The sequence below is a fragment of the Streptomyces sp. V4I23 genome (assembly GCF_030817975.1).
Lineage (GTDB): Bacteria > Actinomycetota > Actinomycetes > Streptomycetales > Streptomycetaceae > Streptomyces.
This window is the reverse complement of the sequence record NZ_JAUSZW010000004.1, coordinates 3,177,763-3,193,513: the sequence shown is the minus strand read 5'-3', so window position 1 is coordinate 3,193,513 and position 15,751 is coordinate 3,177,763. Positions and strand designations below refer to the sequence as shown.

The following is a 15,751-nucleotide window of genomic DNA, read 5'->3' as shown; positions in this document are numbered from 1 at the left end:
CCTTCTTCCGTGGACCGCCTACCGGGTTAGCTGTCGGGTTCGGGCAGAACGGAAGATGCCCTACGGACCGTGGACAGGCGGTCCGATTCACCCCGGTTGTGCATAGTTCGGGTCCCCGGTTCCGAACTGCCTCCGGGGCAGCCCGAATTCGGCGGAGTCGACCCGTTCGGCGCGGTTCGCCGGGAGGGGTGCGGGCCGTCTGGTCGAGCACGCTAGCCAACTCGTGTGCGGGCTGTGAAGGTTGATGTTCGATATGTCCGATACATTTTCGTGACCTCTTTCGGTGCCGGCCGCATATCCGGCACCGGCGTGGCGCGCCGGGCAGGGCCGGTCACGGAATGTGACCTGCCCCGTATGGGCATGCGGGCCCGGTTGTCGGTCCGGCCGCCTAGACTCGATAAGCGATGAGCAGCCTCTTTGACGACAGCTTCCTGGCGGATCTCCAGCCCCACGGCGAGGAGCCTCCTCCGCCCCCCGAGGAGTCGGCTCCGGAACCGATCCCGGACGACCTCTTCCAGGGCGCCTACGACGTGCCGCCGGCCCGCGACGGGTACTACCGCGACGGCGCCCCCCGGCCTGCCGTCGACGCGGCCGCCCTGCTCGAGGGGCTGAACGAGCAGCAGCGCGCCGCCGTCGTCCACACCGGCTCCCCGCTGCTCATCGTCGCCGGGGCCGGTTCCGGCAAGACGCGCGTGCTCACCCACCGCATCGCCCACCTCCTGGCCACCCGGCACGTGCACCCCGGCCAGATACTGGCGATCACCTTCACCAACAAGGCCGCCGGCGAGATGAAGGAGCGCGTCGAGCACCTGGTCGGCCCGCGTGCCCATGCCATGTGGGTCATGACCTTCCACAGCGCCTGCGTCCGCATCCTGCGCCGCGAGTCGAAGAAGCTGGGCTTCACGTCGTCGTTCTCGATCTACGACGCCGCCGACTCCAAGCGCCTGATGTCGCTGGTCTGCCGCGACCTGGAGCTGGACCCGAAGAAGTTCCCGCCGAAGTCCTTCAGTGCCAAGATCTCCAACCTGAAGAACGAGCTGATCGACGAGGAGACCTTCGCCGACCAGGCGCAGGACGGCTTCGAGAAGACGCTCGCCGAGGCGTACCGGATGTACCAGGCCCGGCTGCGCGAGGCCAACGCCCTGGACTTCGACGACATCATCATGACCACAGTCCACCTGCTCCAGGCGTTCCCCGACGTCGCCGAGCACTACCGGCGCCGCTTCCGGCACGTCCTCGTCGACGAGTACCAGGACACCAACCACGCCCAGTACACGCTCGTGCGCGAGCTGGTGGGCGAGGGGTACGAGGACCTGGAGCCCGCCGAGCTGTGCGTCGTCGGTGACGCCGACCAGTCGATCTACGCCTTCCGCGGCGCGACCATCCGCAACATCCTCCAGTTCGAGGAGGACTACCCGGACGCGACCACGATCCTCCTGGAGCAGAACTACCGCTCCACCCAGACGATCCTGTCCGCCGCCAACGCGGTCATCGAGCGCAACGAGTCCCGCCGCCCGAAGAACCTGTGGACGAACGCGGGCGCGGGTGCCCGGATCACCGGCTATGTCGCGGACACCGAGCACGACGAGGCCCAGTTCGTCGCCGACGAGATCGACCGGCTCACCGACGCGGGCGAGGCGAAGGCCGGCGACGTCGCCGTCTTCTACCGGACGAACGCCCAGTCCCGTGTCTTCGAGGAGATCTTCATCCGCGTCGGCCTGCCCTACAAGGTCGTCGGCGGCGTGCGCTTCTACGAGCGCAAGGAGGTCAGGGACGTCCTCGCCTACCTGCGCGTCCTCGCCAACCCCGAGGACAACGTCCCGCTGCGCCGCATCCTCAACGTGCCCAAGCGCGGCATCGGCGAGCGCGCCGAGGCGATGATCGACGCCCTCGCGCTCCGCGAGAAGATCACCTTCCCGCAGGCGCTCCGCCGCGTCGACGAGGCGTACGGCATGGCGGCCCGCTCCGCGAACGCCGTCAAGCGGTTCAACGTGCTGATGGAGGAGCTGCGCACCATCGCCGAGTCCGGCGCCGGACCGGCCACCGTGCTCGAAGCCGTCCTGGAGCGCACGGGGTACCTCGCCGAACTGCAGGCGTCCACCGACCCGCAGGACGAGACGCGCATCGAGAACCTTCAGGAACTGGCCGCCGTGGCCCTGGAGTTCGAGCAGGACCGCGGTGAGGAGGAGGGTGCGGGCACGCTCGCCGAGTTCCTGGAGCAGGTCGCGCTCGTCGCCGACTCCGACCAGATCCCCGACGAGGACGAGGAGGGTACGGGTGTCATCACGCTGATGACCCTGCACACCGCCAAGGGCCTCGAGTTCCCCGTGGTCTTCCTGACCGGCATGGAGGACGGCGTCTTCCCGCACATGCGGGCGCTGGGCCAGACCAAGGAGCTGGAGGAGGAGCGGCGCCTGGCGTACGTCGGCATCACCCGCGCCCGCGAGCGCCTGTACCTGACGCGCTCCTCGATGCGCAGCGCCTGGGGCCAGCCCTCGTACAACCCGCCGTCGCGCTTCCTGGAGGAGATCCCCGGCGCGCATGTGGAGTGGAAGCGCACCGGCCCGATGGCCGCGCCGGCCGGACCGACGTCGGGCATCACGTCGTCGCTGTCGTCGTCGCGTGCACGCGGCGGCGCGTCCGGTTTCGCCACGCGGCGCACCAACGACAAGCCGGTGATCGCGCTGTCCGTGGGCGACCGGGTCACGCACGACCAGTTCGGTCTGGGGACCGTGGTCGCGGTCTCGGGGTCGGGTTCGGACGCGCAGGCGACGATCGACTTCGGCGACGAGAAGCCGAAGCGGCTGCTGCTGCGGTACGCGCCCGTCGAGAAGCTCTGACAGCGAAGCGAGGCGGGGGCCGCGGCCCCCGCCTCGTTCATGCTCGCTGTGGCCTGCCCGCCGCTTAGGTCGGGTCGAGGCCGTGGCCGCGCAGCCACGGCAGCGGGTCGATGGCCGAACCGCCGCCGGGGCGCACCTCGAAGTGCAGGTGCGGGCCTGTGGAGTTGCCCGAGTTGCCCGAGTAGGCGATGACGTCGCCCGCCTTGACCGAACCGCTGCGGATCTTGGTGGTGCTGAGGTGGCAGTACCACGTCTCCGTGCCGTCGGCCGCCGTCACGATCGCCATGTTGCCGTAGGCGCTGTTCCACTGGGTGCGCACGGTGCCGTCCGTGGCGGCCAGCACCTCGGTGCCGTACTGGACGGGGAAGTCGATTCCGGTGTGCAGGGACATCCAGTTGACGCCGGACTGGCCGTAGTAGGCGCTGAGCCCGTCCCGCTTGACGGGAAGCACGAACTTGGGCCGCAGCGCCTCGCGCCGTGCCGCCTCCGCCTCGCGCTTCTTCCGCTCCGCCTCCTGGCGGGCCTTGAGGTCGAGGCGCTCCTGGGTGCGGGAGGCGCGGTCACCGAAGTCGCGGGCGTCCTCGCTGAGCGCGGCGAGCTGCGTGTCCATCTTGCTGTTGGCGGCGACGTGCTTGACCGAGGTCGGGTCGGCGGCCGCCAGATTGGGCGCGTCGTCCTTCTGCTCGCTGCCGAGGCTGCCGACGGAGGCCGCGGCGATACCGGCGACGCCCATCACGCAGGCGGAGGGCACGGCGACGGTGAGAAGCGCGGAGCGCTTGGCGGGCGTACGGCGCCGGCCGCGGCTGCCGCCGGAGCGGCGGACCGGGCGGGGGGTGACAGGAGCGGCCGGGACGGAGGTCATGGTCTGCGTCAGCGCGTCGTGCGGGGACTCGCCACTGTTCTCCGGGTCGTCGCCGTACTCGGCGTCGTGGCCGTGACCGGCTTCGTACTCGGTCGCGTAGCCCTCCTCCGCCACGGCGTCGCCGGTGTCCGGGCCCTCGGGGTGCGCGGCGCCCGCGAAGTCCTGGTCGGGGACGTCCTGGGCGTGAATGTCCGGCGTCTGGAAGTCCTGGAATTCCGGTGCGTACTCGGCGTCCTGGAAGTCCGACCTCTGGAAGTCCTGACCGGAATGTTCCGCGCCGGGCAGATCGGTGGTCTGGTAGTCGGCGTAGCCGGTGTCGTACTCGGCCGCCGGGACGAACTCGTGCTCCGGCGTGAACTGTTGCGGTACGAGACCTTCCGGCGTGGTCGCCGTGCCGGGGTTCCAGGCGGTCGCGTCGTAGGCGCCCGTCTCGAAGGACGAGGAGGACCACTGGCCGGTCGCGTCGTACGCGAACGCCGCGGCGGCGGTCTCGTACTGGCCCGTCTGGTCGGCCTGGTTCCATGCGCTCGCGTCCCACTGGCCCGTGGTGTCGTACTGGCCGGTGGTGTCGTACTGCGCGTACTGCTGGTCGTACTGCGGCTGTTGGGCCTGCTGTGCGGACGCGTACGCGTCGTAGCCGGCCGTCTCGTGCGCCCCCGTGTCCCACTGGGACGCGTCGTACTGGCCGCTGTGCCCGGACTCGTAACTGCCCGGCATGGCGCCGAAGAGCGGATCGGACTCGAAGCTGCCGGTGGCATAACCGGTGTACCCGGCGTGGGCGTGCTGGTCGTTCACCAACTTCTCTCTCGCCTCGGCAGCAGGACCTGCATCCGGGACCGCCGGATTGCAGGGGTCCCAGGGGGAAGCAGTGGCGCGACTGTACCCGGCGGTCCGCGATGGCGACAATCTTCGGCGGCATCTCCGCAATCAGGAAACGGGCAATCAGCCGTCTTTCGGCGGACTGCGGGCACAGCTTTGGCCCTACGTTCGAGAAGCGTTCGAGAAAATGTCGGTTGCGAGTACCGCCCGGCATCGTCTCGTCCGGCGGCCGGGCTCAGGCGACCGAGACCGCTCCCGAAGGACCGGCCGCGGCCGCACCCGATGCGAGCGCTTCTCGGATCCCGGCGGCGACGGCGGGGTGAACCGGCAGAGCGAGATGGCCGATTCCGCTCACTCGTACGTTCTGGGCGAGAAGGTCGGGATGGTCGATGCAGGCCGTCTCGACCGGGACCATGATCCGGTCGAGGTCGCTCCAGAAGCTGACGAAGCGCGTACGGCAGCCGGGCGCCGGCATGCGCAGCTCCTCGATGACCGACGAGCCGGGGCGCATCTGCCGCACGATCGGGTGCGCGCCGGCGAGCGGCGCGAACGCGGTCCCCGCATGCGGGGTCCCGAGCGTGACGAGCGTACGGACACGGTGGTCGCCGCCGAGACGCTGCACGTAGTAACGGGCGATGAGGCCGCCGAGACTGTGCCCGACGATGTCGACCTCGCGCTGCCCGGTCCGCGCGCAGATCTCCTCCACATGGCGGCCGAGCAGCTCGGCGGCGGTGCGGATGTCGCAGGTGAGAGGGGAGTAGTTGAGGCACTCGACATGGTGCGGGCCGTGCCGGGCGAGCGCGCGCCTCAGCAGGACGAACACCGAGCGGTTGTCCACGAACCCGTGGAGCAGGACGGTGGGCACGACGTCGGCACGGGCCGCGGGCAGCTGTGCCGTGCCGGGAGTGGAGCGCCTGCGGGGCGGGCGCTCGGCGGTGATCCCGGTCGGGTAGAGGACGAGGTGTCCCGCGAGGATCGCGAGCTCCAGGGCGGTGGCGCGCAGGAGCGCGGCGGGGAGGAGGTGGCGCAGTCCGTTCAGCCACTGCGCGGTGAACTCGGTGACGACGCGGCAACAGGGCAGAGGCATGGCCTTCACAGCGACCTCCCGACCGGCGCCCCCGTGCGGCCCGGGTGCGCCCTCGTGGGGCGCGCGCTGCGGAAGCGGTCGCCGCGCCACCGTGACGTGCGGCTGTCGGCACGGCGGCGCGGCGACCTGTGTGGACTGCGGCGGCTCCCCTGGTGCGGTCGTGCCCGCCGGGGCCGCGCGGCCTGCGCGGTGCCTGGTGCCGGTACGACGCTCAGCGAAAAATGTCCCACGTGTGATTTCCCCCTCGCAGTCCACCGCGAAACGGCGGCTTGCGGGATGCTGGACATCTGCAGATAACGTTCGTTCACTCTCCGCGCTCCGCTCGCCGGGCGCGGGGACCCGTGCCCGAGGCGGCGCAGTCGGTATGTGGAGGCAGTGATGGGTGTGACGGGTCCGATCCGCGTGGTGGTCGCCAAGCCGGGTCTCGACGGACACGATCGCGGTGCGAAGGTGATCGCGCGGGCGCTGCGTGACGCCGGTATGGAGGTCATCTACACGGGGCTGCACCAGACCCCCGAGCAGATCGTGGACACGGCGATCCAGGAGGACGCGGACGCCATCGGCCTCTCGATCCTCTCGGGCGCGCACAACACGCTCTTCGTGAAGGTCATCGAGCTCCTGAAGGAGCGCGACGCGGAGGACATCAAGGTCTTCGGCGGCGGCATCATTCCGGAGGCGGACATCGCGCCGCTGAAGGACAAGGGCGTGGCGGAGATCTTCACGCCGGGCGCGACGACGGCTTCCATCGTGGAGTGGGTGAACACGAACGTCCGCGCGGCGGCGTAGCCCGATGGGGGTACCTCCCATGCCCGGAGGGCTATGGGGGAGGGCGGCGTACCGGGCTGCGCTCCCGGGGCGCGCCGGCCCGGTGAGCGCGGCGCGCCCTCGGCGGCCCGCTTTCCCGGGGCCCGGCTTCTGGGGCGCGGCTTCTCGGGCGCGGCCCCGGCCCGTGTGCCTGACGCGGCCTGTGCTCTCGGGCGTGGCCCGGCAGCGCGCCCGGGGGCACCGGAGGCCCAGCGCCCCGGGGGCGCGAGGCCCCGGCCCCTCAGCGCTCCAGTTCGGCGTGCATCGTGGCGCGCAGGCGCAGCGTCGACACCAGGCGCTGGAACGCCTCCGACCAGTACCCGCCCGCTCCCGGTGACGCGTCCTCCTGCTCCGCCGGTGTCGCCGTCAGGACCTCCAGGCGGGACGCCTCCGCCGGGGACAGGCAGCGCTCCGCGAGGCCCATCACGCCGCTGAAGCTCCAGGGATAACTCCCCGCGTCGCGCGCGATGTCGAGCGCGTCGACCACCGCGCGGCCCAGCGGCTCCGCCCACGGCACCGCACAGACGCCCAGCAGCTGGAACGCCTCCGACAGCCCGTGCGCGGCTATGAACTCCGCGACCCAGCCGGCCCGTTCCTCCGAGGGCAGCGTCGCGAGCAGCTTCGAGCGCTCGGCCAGCGACGTGGTGCCGGGACCGCTCGACGGCGGCGTACCGGGGGCGCCGAGCAGGGCGCGGGACCACTCGGCGTCGCCCTGGCGGACCGCAGCCCGGCACCAGGCCGCGTGCAGCTCGTCGGCCCAGTCGTCCGACACCGGCAGCGTGACGATCTCCTGCGGCGTACGGCCGCCGAGCCGGGCCGGCCAGGTGGACAGCGGGGCCGACTCGACCAGCTGGCCGAGCCACCAGGAGCGTTCGCCGCGGCCGGACGGCGCGTTCGCGACGACTCCGTCGCGCTGCATGCCGGCGTCGCATTCGTGCGGCGCCTCGACCGTGATCAGCACGCCCGCGTCGCCGCTCCGGTCCAGTGCGACGCACGACGCGGCCCGCGCCGCCATCCGCGCGGCGAGCGCGGACTGCGGCAGCGCCGAGAGCAGCTCGGCGGCGGTGGCGCGGACGTTGCGGCTGCGGTCGGAGAGCGCCTGCTCCAGGAACGGCTCGTCCGCGCCGGAGAGTCCCGTCCGCAGCAAGTCGAGGAACATGAGGCGGTCCTCGGCCCGTTCGGTCGGCCAGCTCGTCCCGAGGAGGGTGAGCGCCGCCTGCGGGTCGTGCGCCCGCACCGACGCGAGCAGGGCGACGCGCTCGGCGAACAGGCCCTCCTCCCACAGCTGACGCACGGCGTCGTCGTCGTCGGGCGAGGGCAGAGCCGAGCCCCCGGAACCACCGCGCAGGGCGAACTTCCATTCCGCGTTGAGCCGGGCGAGCCACAGCCCGCGCGGCCCGGCGAACGCCAGAGCCTGCGGCCGCAGGTCCGTACGCCCCCGGGCCGCGTCGAGCAGGGCGGGCAGGAGGGACGGCGGGGCCTGGTAGCCGTGCTCGTTGGCGGCGGCCAGCCATTGCGGAAGCAGCTCGGTCAGGTCCGGCGCGGCGCCCCGGCGGCCGCCGGACCCCGACGAGCCACGGTCGGCGAGCAGCTGGGCGAGCCGCCGTCGGGCGGCGTCCGGCAGGGCGGGCCGGGGGTCGTGCGGCGCCGCCGCGGGCCGCTCGCCGGCGGTCGGGGCGGGAGCGGGCCGCAGCCCCGCCCTGCGCCGCACGGTGTGCAGGGCGGCGGCGTCGAGCAGGGCGACGGGTGCCTCCTTGCCCGCGGGCACGAGGCCGGCCGGTGGTGTGCGCCGGTCGGTGCCGAGGAGGGCCGACGTGACGAGCTCTTCCCACGGTGACGTACTGGTGGTGCCGGTCATGGGGCCTCCTTCAGATGAGCGGGACGGTCTCGGACTCGTCGTCGGACCAGGCGGTCAGTGGCACGAAGCCCGCGTGGCCGAACTCGCCGAACACGGTGACCGGCCGCCCGCCCGCGAGCGAGACGAGCTTCCACAGGCCCGGCCGGGACAGGGCGGAGGCCGCCACGGGCAGCGCGCCCCCGCCGGCCGGGTCGCCGCCCGTCGTCCCCTCCGGGCCGTCGGGGCCGCCCGCGTCGGCCAGCTGCCAGCCGTCGCCTGCCGGCAGCGGCACGACGCCGGAGAGCGTGACCGGCCAGGACTCCAGCCACGGGTCGTCCCGCAGCGCGCGCCCGTACGCCTCGACGGCCGAAGCGCAGGAACCGCCCGGCGGCGGCGTGCCGAGGGGGACGGGCGCGGTGAACAGCTCGCCCACCTCGGCCCGCAGCTGGGCAGCCCCGCCGTGCAGCGCGAGCTCGGCCTCGACCATCAGGCCCACGGGAAGCGCCAGTTGGGGTGAGCGGCCCGCCGCCCCGAACGAGAGCAGCAGGGCCGTTCGGCCCGACTCGCGTCCGTACAGCCAGATCCGGCGGGTGGTGAGCTTGCCGTCGGACGAGTCGTACTGCGCGAGGATCAGCCAGTGGTCCCGGATCCGGTCGCCCTCGGCGGCGGACGGGAGGCCGACCCGTGTGCGCACGGTGGCAGCCAGCGGCTCCGGCAGCCGCTCGCGTCCCAGCCACGCGGAGTCCAGCAGGTGGATCAGGGCGCACTCCTCCAGCAGCCGCACCGGCCAGCCTGGCCCGGAGCCCGGGATCGCACCCAACTCGCGGACGCGCGCGGCGAGTCCCGGTGCCTGCGCGTCGACCATGCGGGCGGCTGTCTCCTCCCACAGGCCGTAGCCGGACTGCTCGGCGGACGCGAGTCCGCCGCGCAGCAGGTCGGCCAGCCGCTGCTCCAGCTCCGTGGCCCCTGCGGTGATCCGACCGGCCCGGCGCTCGGCGCGCCGCCGCGCCGCCTCTGGGTCGGCGCTCTTCGCCGGCGCGCCCGCGTCCCCCGCCTCCTGGTCCGCTGCGCGCTTCCTGCGCCCGGACAGCCATTCCCCGGCCCAGTCCGGAACCGCGCCGTCCGCCACGGTCTGCTCGTCCGCGGCCCACAGCAGCAGCAGTCCGATGGCGTGCTTGCACGGAAACTTCCGGCTCGGGCAACTGCACTTGTAGGCCGGGCCCGTGGTGTCCACCACCGTCTGGTACGGCCGGCTGCCGCTGCCCTTGCACAGGCCCCACACCGCCCCCGATCCGTCGCAGCCGGCGCCGGACCAGGGCCCGGCCGCGGACAACTTGTTCCCCGCCTTGCGTGATGCGTCGTCAGGAGCCAGCGACAGCACCTGTTCCGACGTCCAGCGCACCCCGTGCTGATTCATGTCCACGACGCTATGGGCCACCACTGACAAACGGCTCCGACCTGCGACGACGGCCGATTGTCAGTGGCATGGTGCACGGTGGATCACACAACGGGTCGAACGATCTGGAGGGGGATCCATGACCGTGTCCGAAACCGGGACCACCAGCGGAGCCGAGGCCCTGCGGCCGCATGCGGAGGACGCCTTCGCCGACGAGCTGAAGGCGCTCGCCGCACACGACGACCGGCAGCGACCGGTGAACTGGCGGCTGTCGCCCTGGGCCGTCGCCACCTACCTCCTCGGCGGCACGCTCTCCGACGGCACCGTCATCACACCCAAGTACGTGGGACCGCGCAGGATCGTGGAGGTCGCCGTCACCACGCTCGCCACCGACCGCGCCCTGCTCCTTCTCGGCGTGCCGGGAACGGCGAAGACCTGGGTGTCCGAGCACCTCGCCGCGGCCGTCAGCGGCGACTCCACGCTGCTCGTGCAGGGCACGGCCGGCACGCCGGAGGAAGCCATCCGGTACGGGTGGAACTACGCGCAGCTGCTCGCCCACGGTCCCAGCCGCGACGCCCTCGTGCCCAGCCCCGTCATGCGCGCCATGTCGGAGGGCATGACTGCGCGGGTCGAGGAGCTCACCCGTATCCCGGCGGACGTGCAGGACACCCTGATCACGATCCTGTCCGAGAAGACCCTGCCGGTGCCGGAGCTGGGCCAGGAGGTCCAGGCGGTGCGCGGGTTCAACCTGATCGCCACGGCCAACGACCGCGACCGCGGGGTCAACGACCTCTCCAGTGCGCTGCGCAGGCGGTTCAACACAGTCGTGCTGCCGCTGCCCGCGACACCGGACGCGGAGGTCGACATCGTCGCCCGCCGTGTCGACCAGATAGGGCGCTCGCTCGACCTGCCCGCGGTGCCGGAGGGCCTGGACGAGATCCGCCGCGTGGTCACCGTCTTCCGCGAGCTGCGGGACGGCGTCTCCACGGACGGCCGCACCAAGGTCAAGTCCCCGTCGGGCACCCTCTCCACGGCCGAGGCGATCTCCGTGGTCACGGGCGGCCTCGCCCTCGCCGCGCACTTCGGCGACGGCGTGCTGCGCCCGCAGGACGTCGCGGCCGGCATCCTCGGCGCGGTCGTGCGCGATCCGGCGGCGGACCGGGTGATCTGGCAGGAGTATCTGGAGACCGTGGTGCGCGAGCGGGACGGCTGGAAGGACTTCTACCGCGCCTGCCGCGAGGTGAGCGCATGACCGGCCCGCTCCTGCTCGGCGTCCGCCACCACGGGCCGGGCTCGGCCCGGGCGGTGCGGGCCGCGCTGGACGCGGCGTCGCCGCGGGCCGTCCTGATCGAGGGCCCGCCCGAGGGGGACGCGCTGCTGCCCCTGGCCGCGGACGAGCAGATGCGCCCGCCGGTCGCGCTGCTCGCCCACGCGGTCGACGACCCGGGCCGGGCGGCGTTCTGGCCGCTGGCGGAGTTCAGCCCCGAGTGGGTGGCGATCCGCTGGGCCCTGGCGCACGACGTGCCCGTCCGCTTCATCGACCTGCCGGCCGCGCACTCGCTGGCGATGGAGCCGGGCCACGCTCCCGCCCGCCCCACGGCCCCGGCGGACGCCGCGCCACCGGCCCCGGCGGAGGCCGGCTCCGCCGACCCGACCGGGTCCGTCGGCCCCAGCGCGTCCGCCGACCCCACCGGACCCGACCCCACCGGACCCGACCCCACCGGGGCGGAGTCCGCCGGTGTGGCCGAGCCGGGGGACGTGCGGATCGATCCCATCGGGGTGCTCGCCGAGGCCGCCGGGTACGACGACCCCGAGCGCTGGTGGGAGGACGTCGTCGAGCACCGGGGCCGTGGTACGGGCGGTGCCGGAGGGAGCGATGCCTACGGGCCGTTCGTCGCGCTCGGCGAGGCCATGGCCGCCCTCCGGGAGACGTACGGGCACGGCGGGCACGACCGGGACCTGGTCCGCGAGGCCTACATGCGCGTCCAGTTGCGCGCCGCCCGCAAGGAGTTCGGGGACGGGGTCGCCGTCGTCTGCGGCGCCTGGCACGTCCCGGCGCTGGCACGGAAGACGACCGTCGCGGCCGACCGCGCCCTCCTCAAGGGACTGCCCAAGGTCAGGACCGAGATGACCTGGGTGCCCTGGACGCACCGCCGCCTCGCGCGGCACTCCGGCTACGGCGCCGGCATCGACTCGCCCGGCTGGTACGGCCATCTGTTCGCCGCGCCGGACCGGCCCGTCGAGCGCTGGATGACCAAGGTCGCGGGTCTGCTGCGGGACGAGGACCACATGGTGTCGTCCGCGCACGTCATCGAGGCGGTGCGCCTCGCCGAGACCCTCGCCGTCGTGCGCGGCCGCCCGCTCGCCGGGCTGAGCGAGACCACCGACGCCGTGCGGGCCGTGATGTGCGACGGTTCCGACGTGCCGCTCGACCTCGTCAGGGACCGGCTCGTCGTCGGCGACGTGCTCGGCGAAGTGCCGGACGACGCCCCGGCCGTTCCGCTGCAGCGCGATCTGGCCAGGCAGCAGCGCAGCCTCCGCCTCAAGCCGGAGGCGCTGGAGCGCGAGCTGGAGCTCGACCTGCGCAAGGACAGCGACGGCGGCAAGAGCCGGCTGCTGCACCGGCTGCGCCTCCTCGGTGTCCACTGGGGCGAGCCGGCGGCCGGGCGGGGGAGCACCGGCACGTTCCGCGAGACGTGGCGGCTGCGCTGGGAGCCCGAGCTGTTCGTCAGGGTCGCCGAGGCGGGCGTATGGGGCACCACCGTGCTCTCGGCCGCCACGGCGAAGGCCGAGTCGCAGGCCCTCGCGGCCACGGCACTCGGGGACGTCACGGCACTGGCCGAGCAGTGCCTCCTCGCCGAACTGCCCGACGCGCTCCCCGTGGTGATGACCGCGCTCGCCGACCGGGCCGCCCTCGACGCGGACGTGAGCCACCTCGCCCAGGCGCTGCCCGCCCTCGCCCGCTCCCTGCGGTACGGGGACGTGCGGGCCACGGACACGGCCGCGCTCGCCGAGGTCGCTGCCGGTCTCGCCGAGCGGATCTGCGTCGGGCTGCCGCCCGCCTGCGGCGGCCTCGACGCCGACGCCGCCGCGGAGATGCGCGGCCATCTCGACGGCGTGCACAGCGCGATCGGACTGCTGCCCGACTCCGCCGAGATGGCCGGGCGCTGGCAGGCGGTGCTGCGCAAGCTCGCCGTCCGCGAATCGGTTCCCGGCGTCATACGCGGGCGCGCGGCGCGGCTGCTGCTGGACGACGGACGGCTCGCGGAGGACGAGGCCGCCCGGCTCATGGCCCTCGCTCTCTCCCCGGCCACGCAGCCGGCCGAAGCGGCCGCGTGGATCGAGGGGTTCGTCGGCGGGACATCCGGAGGAGGGCTGCTGCTCGTCCACGACGAACGGCTGCTCGGTCTGGTGGACGCCTGGCTGACGGGGGTGCCCGCGGACGCGTTCACGGACGTGCTGCCTCTGCTGCGGCGCACGTTCTCGGCGTACGAGCCCGGCGTGCGACGGACACTCGGCGAGCTCGTGCGCCGCGGGCCGGCCGCGGCCGCTGGCCCGGCCCACGCGGAGACCGCGGTCCCGGGCTTCGGGCCGGGACTCGACGACGCGCGCGCCGACGCGGTCCTGCCCGTACTGCGCCTGCTTCTCGGCATCGACGACAACGACCTTGCGGGGGTGGCCCGATGACACCGGCGACGACACAGACCGCTGCCGGCCACGACGAGCGGCTGCGCCGGTGGCGGCTGGTGCTGGGCGGCGAGGAGGCTGACGGCACCGGCTGCGCCCTGACCGGCACGGACGCCGCGATGGACGGCGCGCTCACCTCGCTCTACGGCGCCCGCGCCGGGACCGGTTCCCGCTCAGGGAGCCGTTCCGCCGGACTCGGCGCGTCCGCGCCGTCCGTGGCCCGCTGGCTCGGCGACATCCGTACGTACTTCCCCAGTTCCGTCGTCCAGGTCATGCAGCGGGACGCGATCGACCGCCTCGGTCTGTCGACGCTCCTGCTGGAGCCGGAGATGCTGGAGGCGGTGGAGGCGGACGTCCACCTCGTCGGCACGCTGCTCTCCCTCAACAAGGCGATGCCCGAGACGACGAAGGAGACCGCGAGGGCGGTCGTGCGCAAGGTCGTCGAGCAGCTGGAGAAGAAGCTCGCCACCCGTACGCGCTCCACGCTGACGGGAGCGCTGGACCGTTCCGCCAGGATCAGCCGGCCGCGCCACCGCGACATCGACTGGGACCGCACGATCCGGGCGAACCTGAAGAACTACCTGCCGGAGTTCAACACCGTCGTCCCCGAGCGCCTCATCGGTTACGGGCGGGCGTCGCAGTCCGTGAAGAAGGAGGTCGTCCTCTGCATCGACCAGTCGGGGTCGATGGCAGCGTCCGTCGTGTACGCCTCGGTGTTCGGCGCGGTGCTGGCCTCGATGCGCTCCATCGCGACGCGGCTCGTCGTCTTCGACACGGCGGTGGTGGACCTGACCGACCAGCTCGACGATCCGGTGGACGTGCTGTTCGGCACGCAGCTCGGCGGCGGGACGGACATCAACAGGGCGCTCGCGTACTGCCAGTCGCAGATCACCCGCCCCGCGGACACCGTGGTCGTGCTCATCAGCGACCTCTACGAGGGCGGCATACGGGACGAGATGCTCAAGCGCGTCGCGGCCATGAAGGCGTCGGGCGTGCAGTTCGTCGCGCTGCTCGCGCTCTCCGACGAGGGCGCGCCGGCCTACGACCGTGAGCACGCGGCGGCGCTCGCGGCCCTCGGCGCACCGGCCTTCGCGTGCACGCCGGACCTGTTCCCGGACGTCATGGCGGCGGCGATGGAGAAGCGCCCGCTTCCGGTGCCGGCGGCGGACTGAGTCCGCCGGCCGAAGTCCCCGGCGTCCGACGTGACATGCGGGCCGGGCACCAGGCAGGCGCGCCGGCGCGAGGCGCACAGGTCCCGTTCGAACCGGCCGGGGGACAAGCGCGGCGGGTGCCCAGGCGGGACCCTGAAGGGGTGCGATGGAAGGACGACGCGATCGGTCATACCGGACATGACGGTGTATCGGCCGCATCGGCAGACATGGTGACTCATCAGTAACACGGGACTTGCGCCGCCCCCGGAGGCTCGTGCGAGCATCGTGCCGCTCCCGACCGAAAAGGGCTCTTCCTCCGTGACCTCCGCAGCGCTTTCTCCCGCTGCCGTCCTGTGCGCGCTGCGCCGGGCGGTGGCAGGTTCGCGTGCGCTGCGCGTTCTGCTGCTCCTCGCGGGGCTCCTGACGCTCGGTCTGCTCTGCGGCAGTCAGGCGCACGCCGTGGAGGCACACGCCGAGGTCCGTGCCGAGGCGGAAGCGGGTGCGGACGTCCGCTCCGGCGTCGCAGGCCGTGCCGACGCGGAAGAGGCGGACGGCCTGGGCGACGTGGCCGGGCCGGACGACCTGGCCGGCTCCTTGCCGCCGGGTCAGGACGCAAGGGAGCACGCGGCGATCCGCGAACTCCGGCGTGCCGCCGGGGACGCGGCGGACGGCGTCCGTGAGGCGGTGCGGCCCGTCGTCGGGACCGTGCACGACCTCACCGAGGTGCTGTCCCGGGCGCTGCCGCTCCCCGCCCCGGGTGAACTGCCCGCGATCCCCAGCGGTCCCGAGGCCGCGTGGCCCGTGCCGGACATCGAGCCCTCCACGGGCCGGGGCAGCGGTCTCACGGCCACGGCTTCGGCCGTGACCGGCGACGCCGGTGCGGCCGGACAGCCCGCCGCCGACGCCCGTTCCGGCCCTGCCGCCGGGTACGCCGGCGGTACGTGGCCGGGGTGGTCGCCGGACGCGCCCGTCGCACCGGCCGTGACGCCCGTCCTCGTGTCGGCGCCCGATCAGGGCCCGCAGCCGGTCCGCCCCTGCGGCTTCGTGCCCGGGACCGTGCAGCACAGCGGCGAGAACCACACGCCGCGCCCGGGCGACCAGCACGGGGCGGCGTGCGCGGACGGAGCGCGGGACGCGCTCGTGTCCGGCCAGGTCTGTCCGGCGGCCGAGCCCCCGACCCGCGACAGGCCGCGCGACATTCTCGAATTCCCCGGCTAGGGCAGGCCTTCCCCCGCCTCCTGACCTGCCGCGCGGGGGTGGGCAGGTCT

Annotated in this window: 10 protein-coding genes and 1 riboswitch; of the genes, 6 read left to right on the top strand and 4 right to left on the bottom strand. The window is 73.3% G+C overall.

Annotation, left to right across the window (positions count from 1 at the left end; translation table 11 throughout):
• Positions 1 to 164: riboswitch (cyclic di-AMP (ydaO/yuaA leader) on the bottom strand.
• 240 nt (positions 165 to 404) lie between these two features.
• Positions 405 to 2,840, top strand: coding sequence for a DNA helicase PcrA (pcrA, locus tag QFZ82_RS16560; protein ID WP_307713916.1), 2,436 nt, complete (start codon positions 405 to 407; stop codon positions 2,838 to 2,840).
• A 64-nt stretch (positions 2,841 to 2,904) separates the two neighbouring features.
• Here the strand turns inward: pcrA and QFZ82_RS16555 are convergent, their stop codons facing one another.
• Positions 2,905 to 4,497: a M23 family metallopeptidase gene (locus QFZ82_RS16555; protein WP_307713915.1), complete on the bottom strand. Its 1,593-nt coding sequence runs from the start codon at positions 4,495 to 4,497 to the stop codon at positions 2,905 to 2,907.
• 259 nt (positions 4,498 to 4,756) lie between these two features.
• Complete coding sequence (locus QFZ82_RS16550) at positions 4,757 to 5,608, bottom strand: triacylglycerol lipase (RefSeq protein ID WP_307717744.1); 852 nt, start codon at positions 5,606 to 5,608, stop codon at positions 4,757 to 4,759.
• Positions 5,609 to 5,986: 378 nt separating this feature from the next.
• Here QFZ82_RS16550 and QFZ82_RS16545 point away from each other — a divergent pair, with 378 nt between their 5' ends.
• The gene (locus tag QFZ82_RS16545; RefSeq protein WP_177148688.1) at positions 5,987 to 6,394 is read left to right on the top strand and encodes a cobalamin B12-binding domain-containing protein; all 408 of its coding nucleotides are present in this window, start codon (positions 5,987 to 5,989) and stop codon (positions 6,392 to 6,394) included.
• Between the two features lie 259 nt (positions 6,395 to 6,653).
• Here QFZ82_RS16545 and QFZ82_RS16540 read toward each other — a convergent pair whose 3' ends face one another.
• Positions 6,654 to 8,270: a DUF5691 domain-containing protein gene (locus QFZ82_RS16540; RefSeq protein WP_307713914.1), complete on the bottom strand. Its 1,617-nt coding sequence runs from the start codon at positions 8,268 to 8,270 to the stop codon at positions 6,654 to 6,656.
• A 10-nt stretch (positions 8,271 to 8,280) separates the two neighbouring features.
• Entirely contained in the window at positions 8,281 to 9,666 is a 1,386-nt protein-coding gene (locus QFZ82_RS16535) for an SWIM zinc finger family protein (RefSeq protein ID WP_307713913.1), read from the bottom strand.
• A 118-nt stretch (positions 9,667 to 9,784) separates the two neighbouring features.
• Between QFZ82_RS16535 and QFZ82_RS16530 the strand changes: the two genes are divergently transcribed.
• The 4 genes from QFZ82_RS16530 (at position 9,785) to QFZ82_RS16515 (ending at position 15,701) form a co-directional block, all read left to right on the top strand.
• Positions 9,785 to 10,897: an AAA family ATPase gene (locus QFZ82_RS16530; protein ID WP_177148691.1), complete on the top strand. Its 1,113-nt coding sequence runs from the start codon at positions 9,785 to 9,787 to the stop codon at positions 10,895 to 10,897.
• Positions 10,894 to 13,332 (top strand): DUF5682 family protein, encoded by a 2,439-nt coding sequence (locus QFZ82_RS16525; protein WP_307713912.1) that lies wholly within the window; start codon positions 10,894 to 10,896, stop codon positions 13,330 to 13,332. Before QFZ82_RS16530 ends, QFZ82_RS16525 begins: the two co-directional genes overlap by 4 nt.
• Positions 13,329 to 14,504 (top strand): VWA domain-containing protein, encoded by a 1,176-nt coding sequence (locus QFZ82_RS16520; protein WP_307713911.1) that lies wholly within the window; start codon positions 13,329 to 13,331, stop codon positions 14,502 to 14,504. The genes QFZ82_RS16525 and QFZ82_RS16520 overlap by 4 nt, the downstream gene beginning before the upstream one ends.
• 297 nt (positions 14,505 to 14,801) lie before the next feature.
• Complete coding sequence (locus QFZ82_RS16515; RefSeq protein WP_307713910.1) at positions 14,802 to 15,701, top strand: hypothetical protein; 900 nt, start codon at positions 14,802 to 14,804, stop codon at positions 15,699 to 15,701.
• The last annotated feature ends 50 nt before the right edge of the window (positions 15,702 to 15,751 follow it).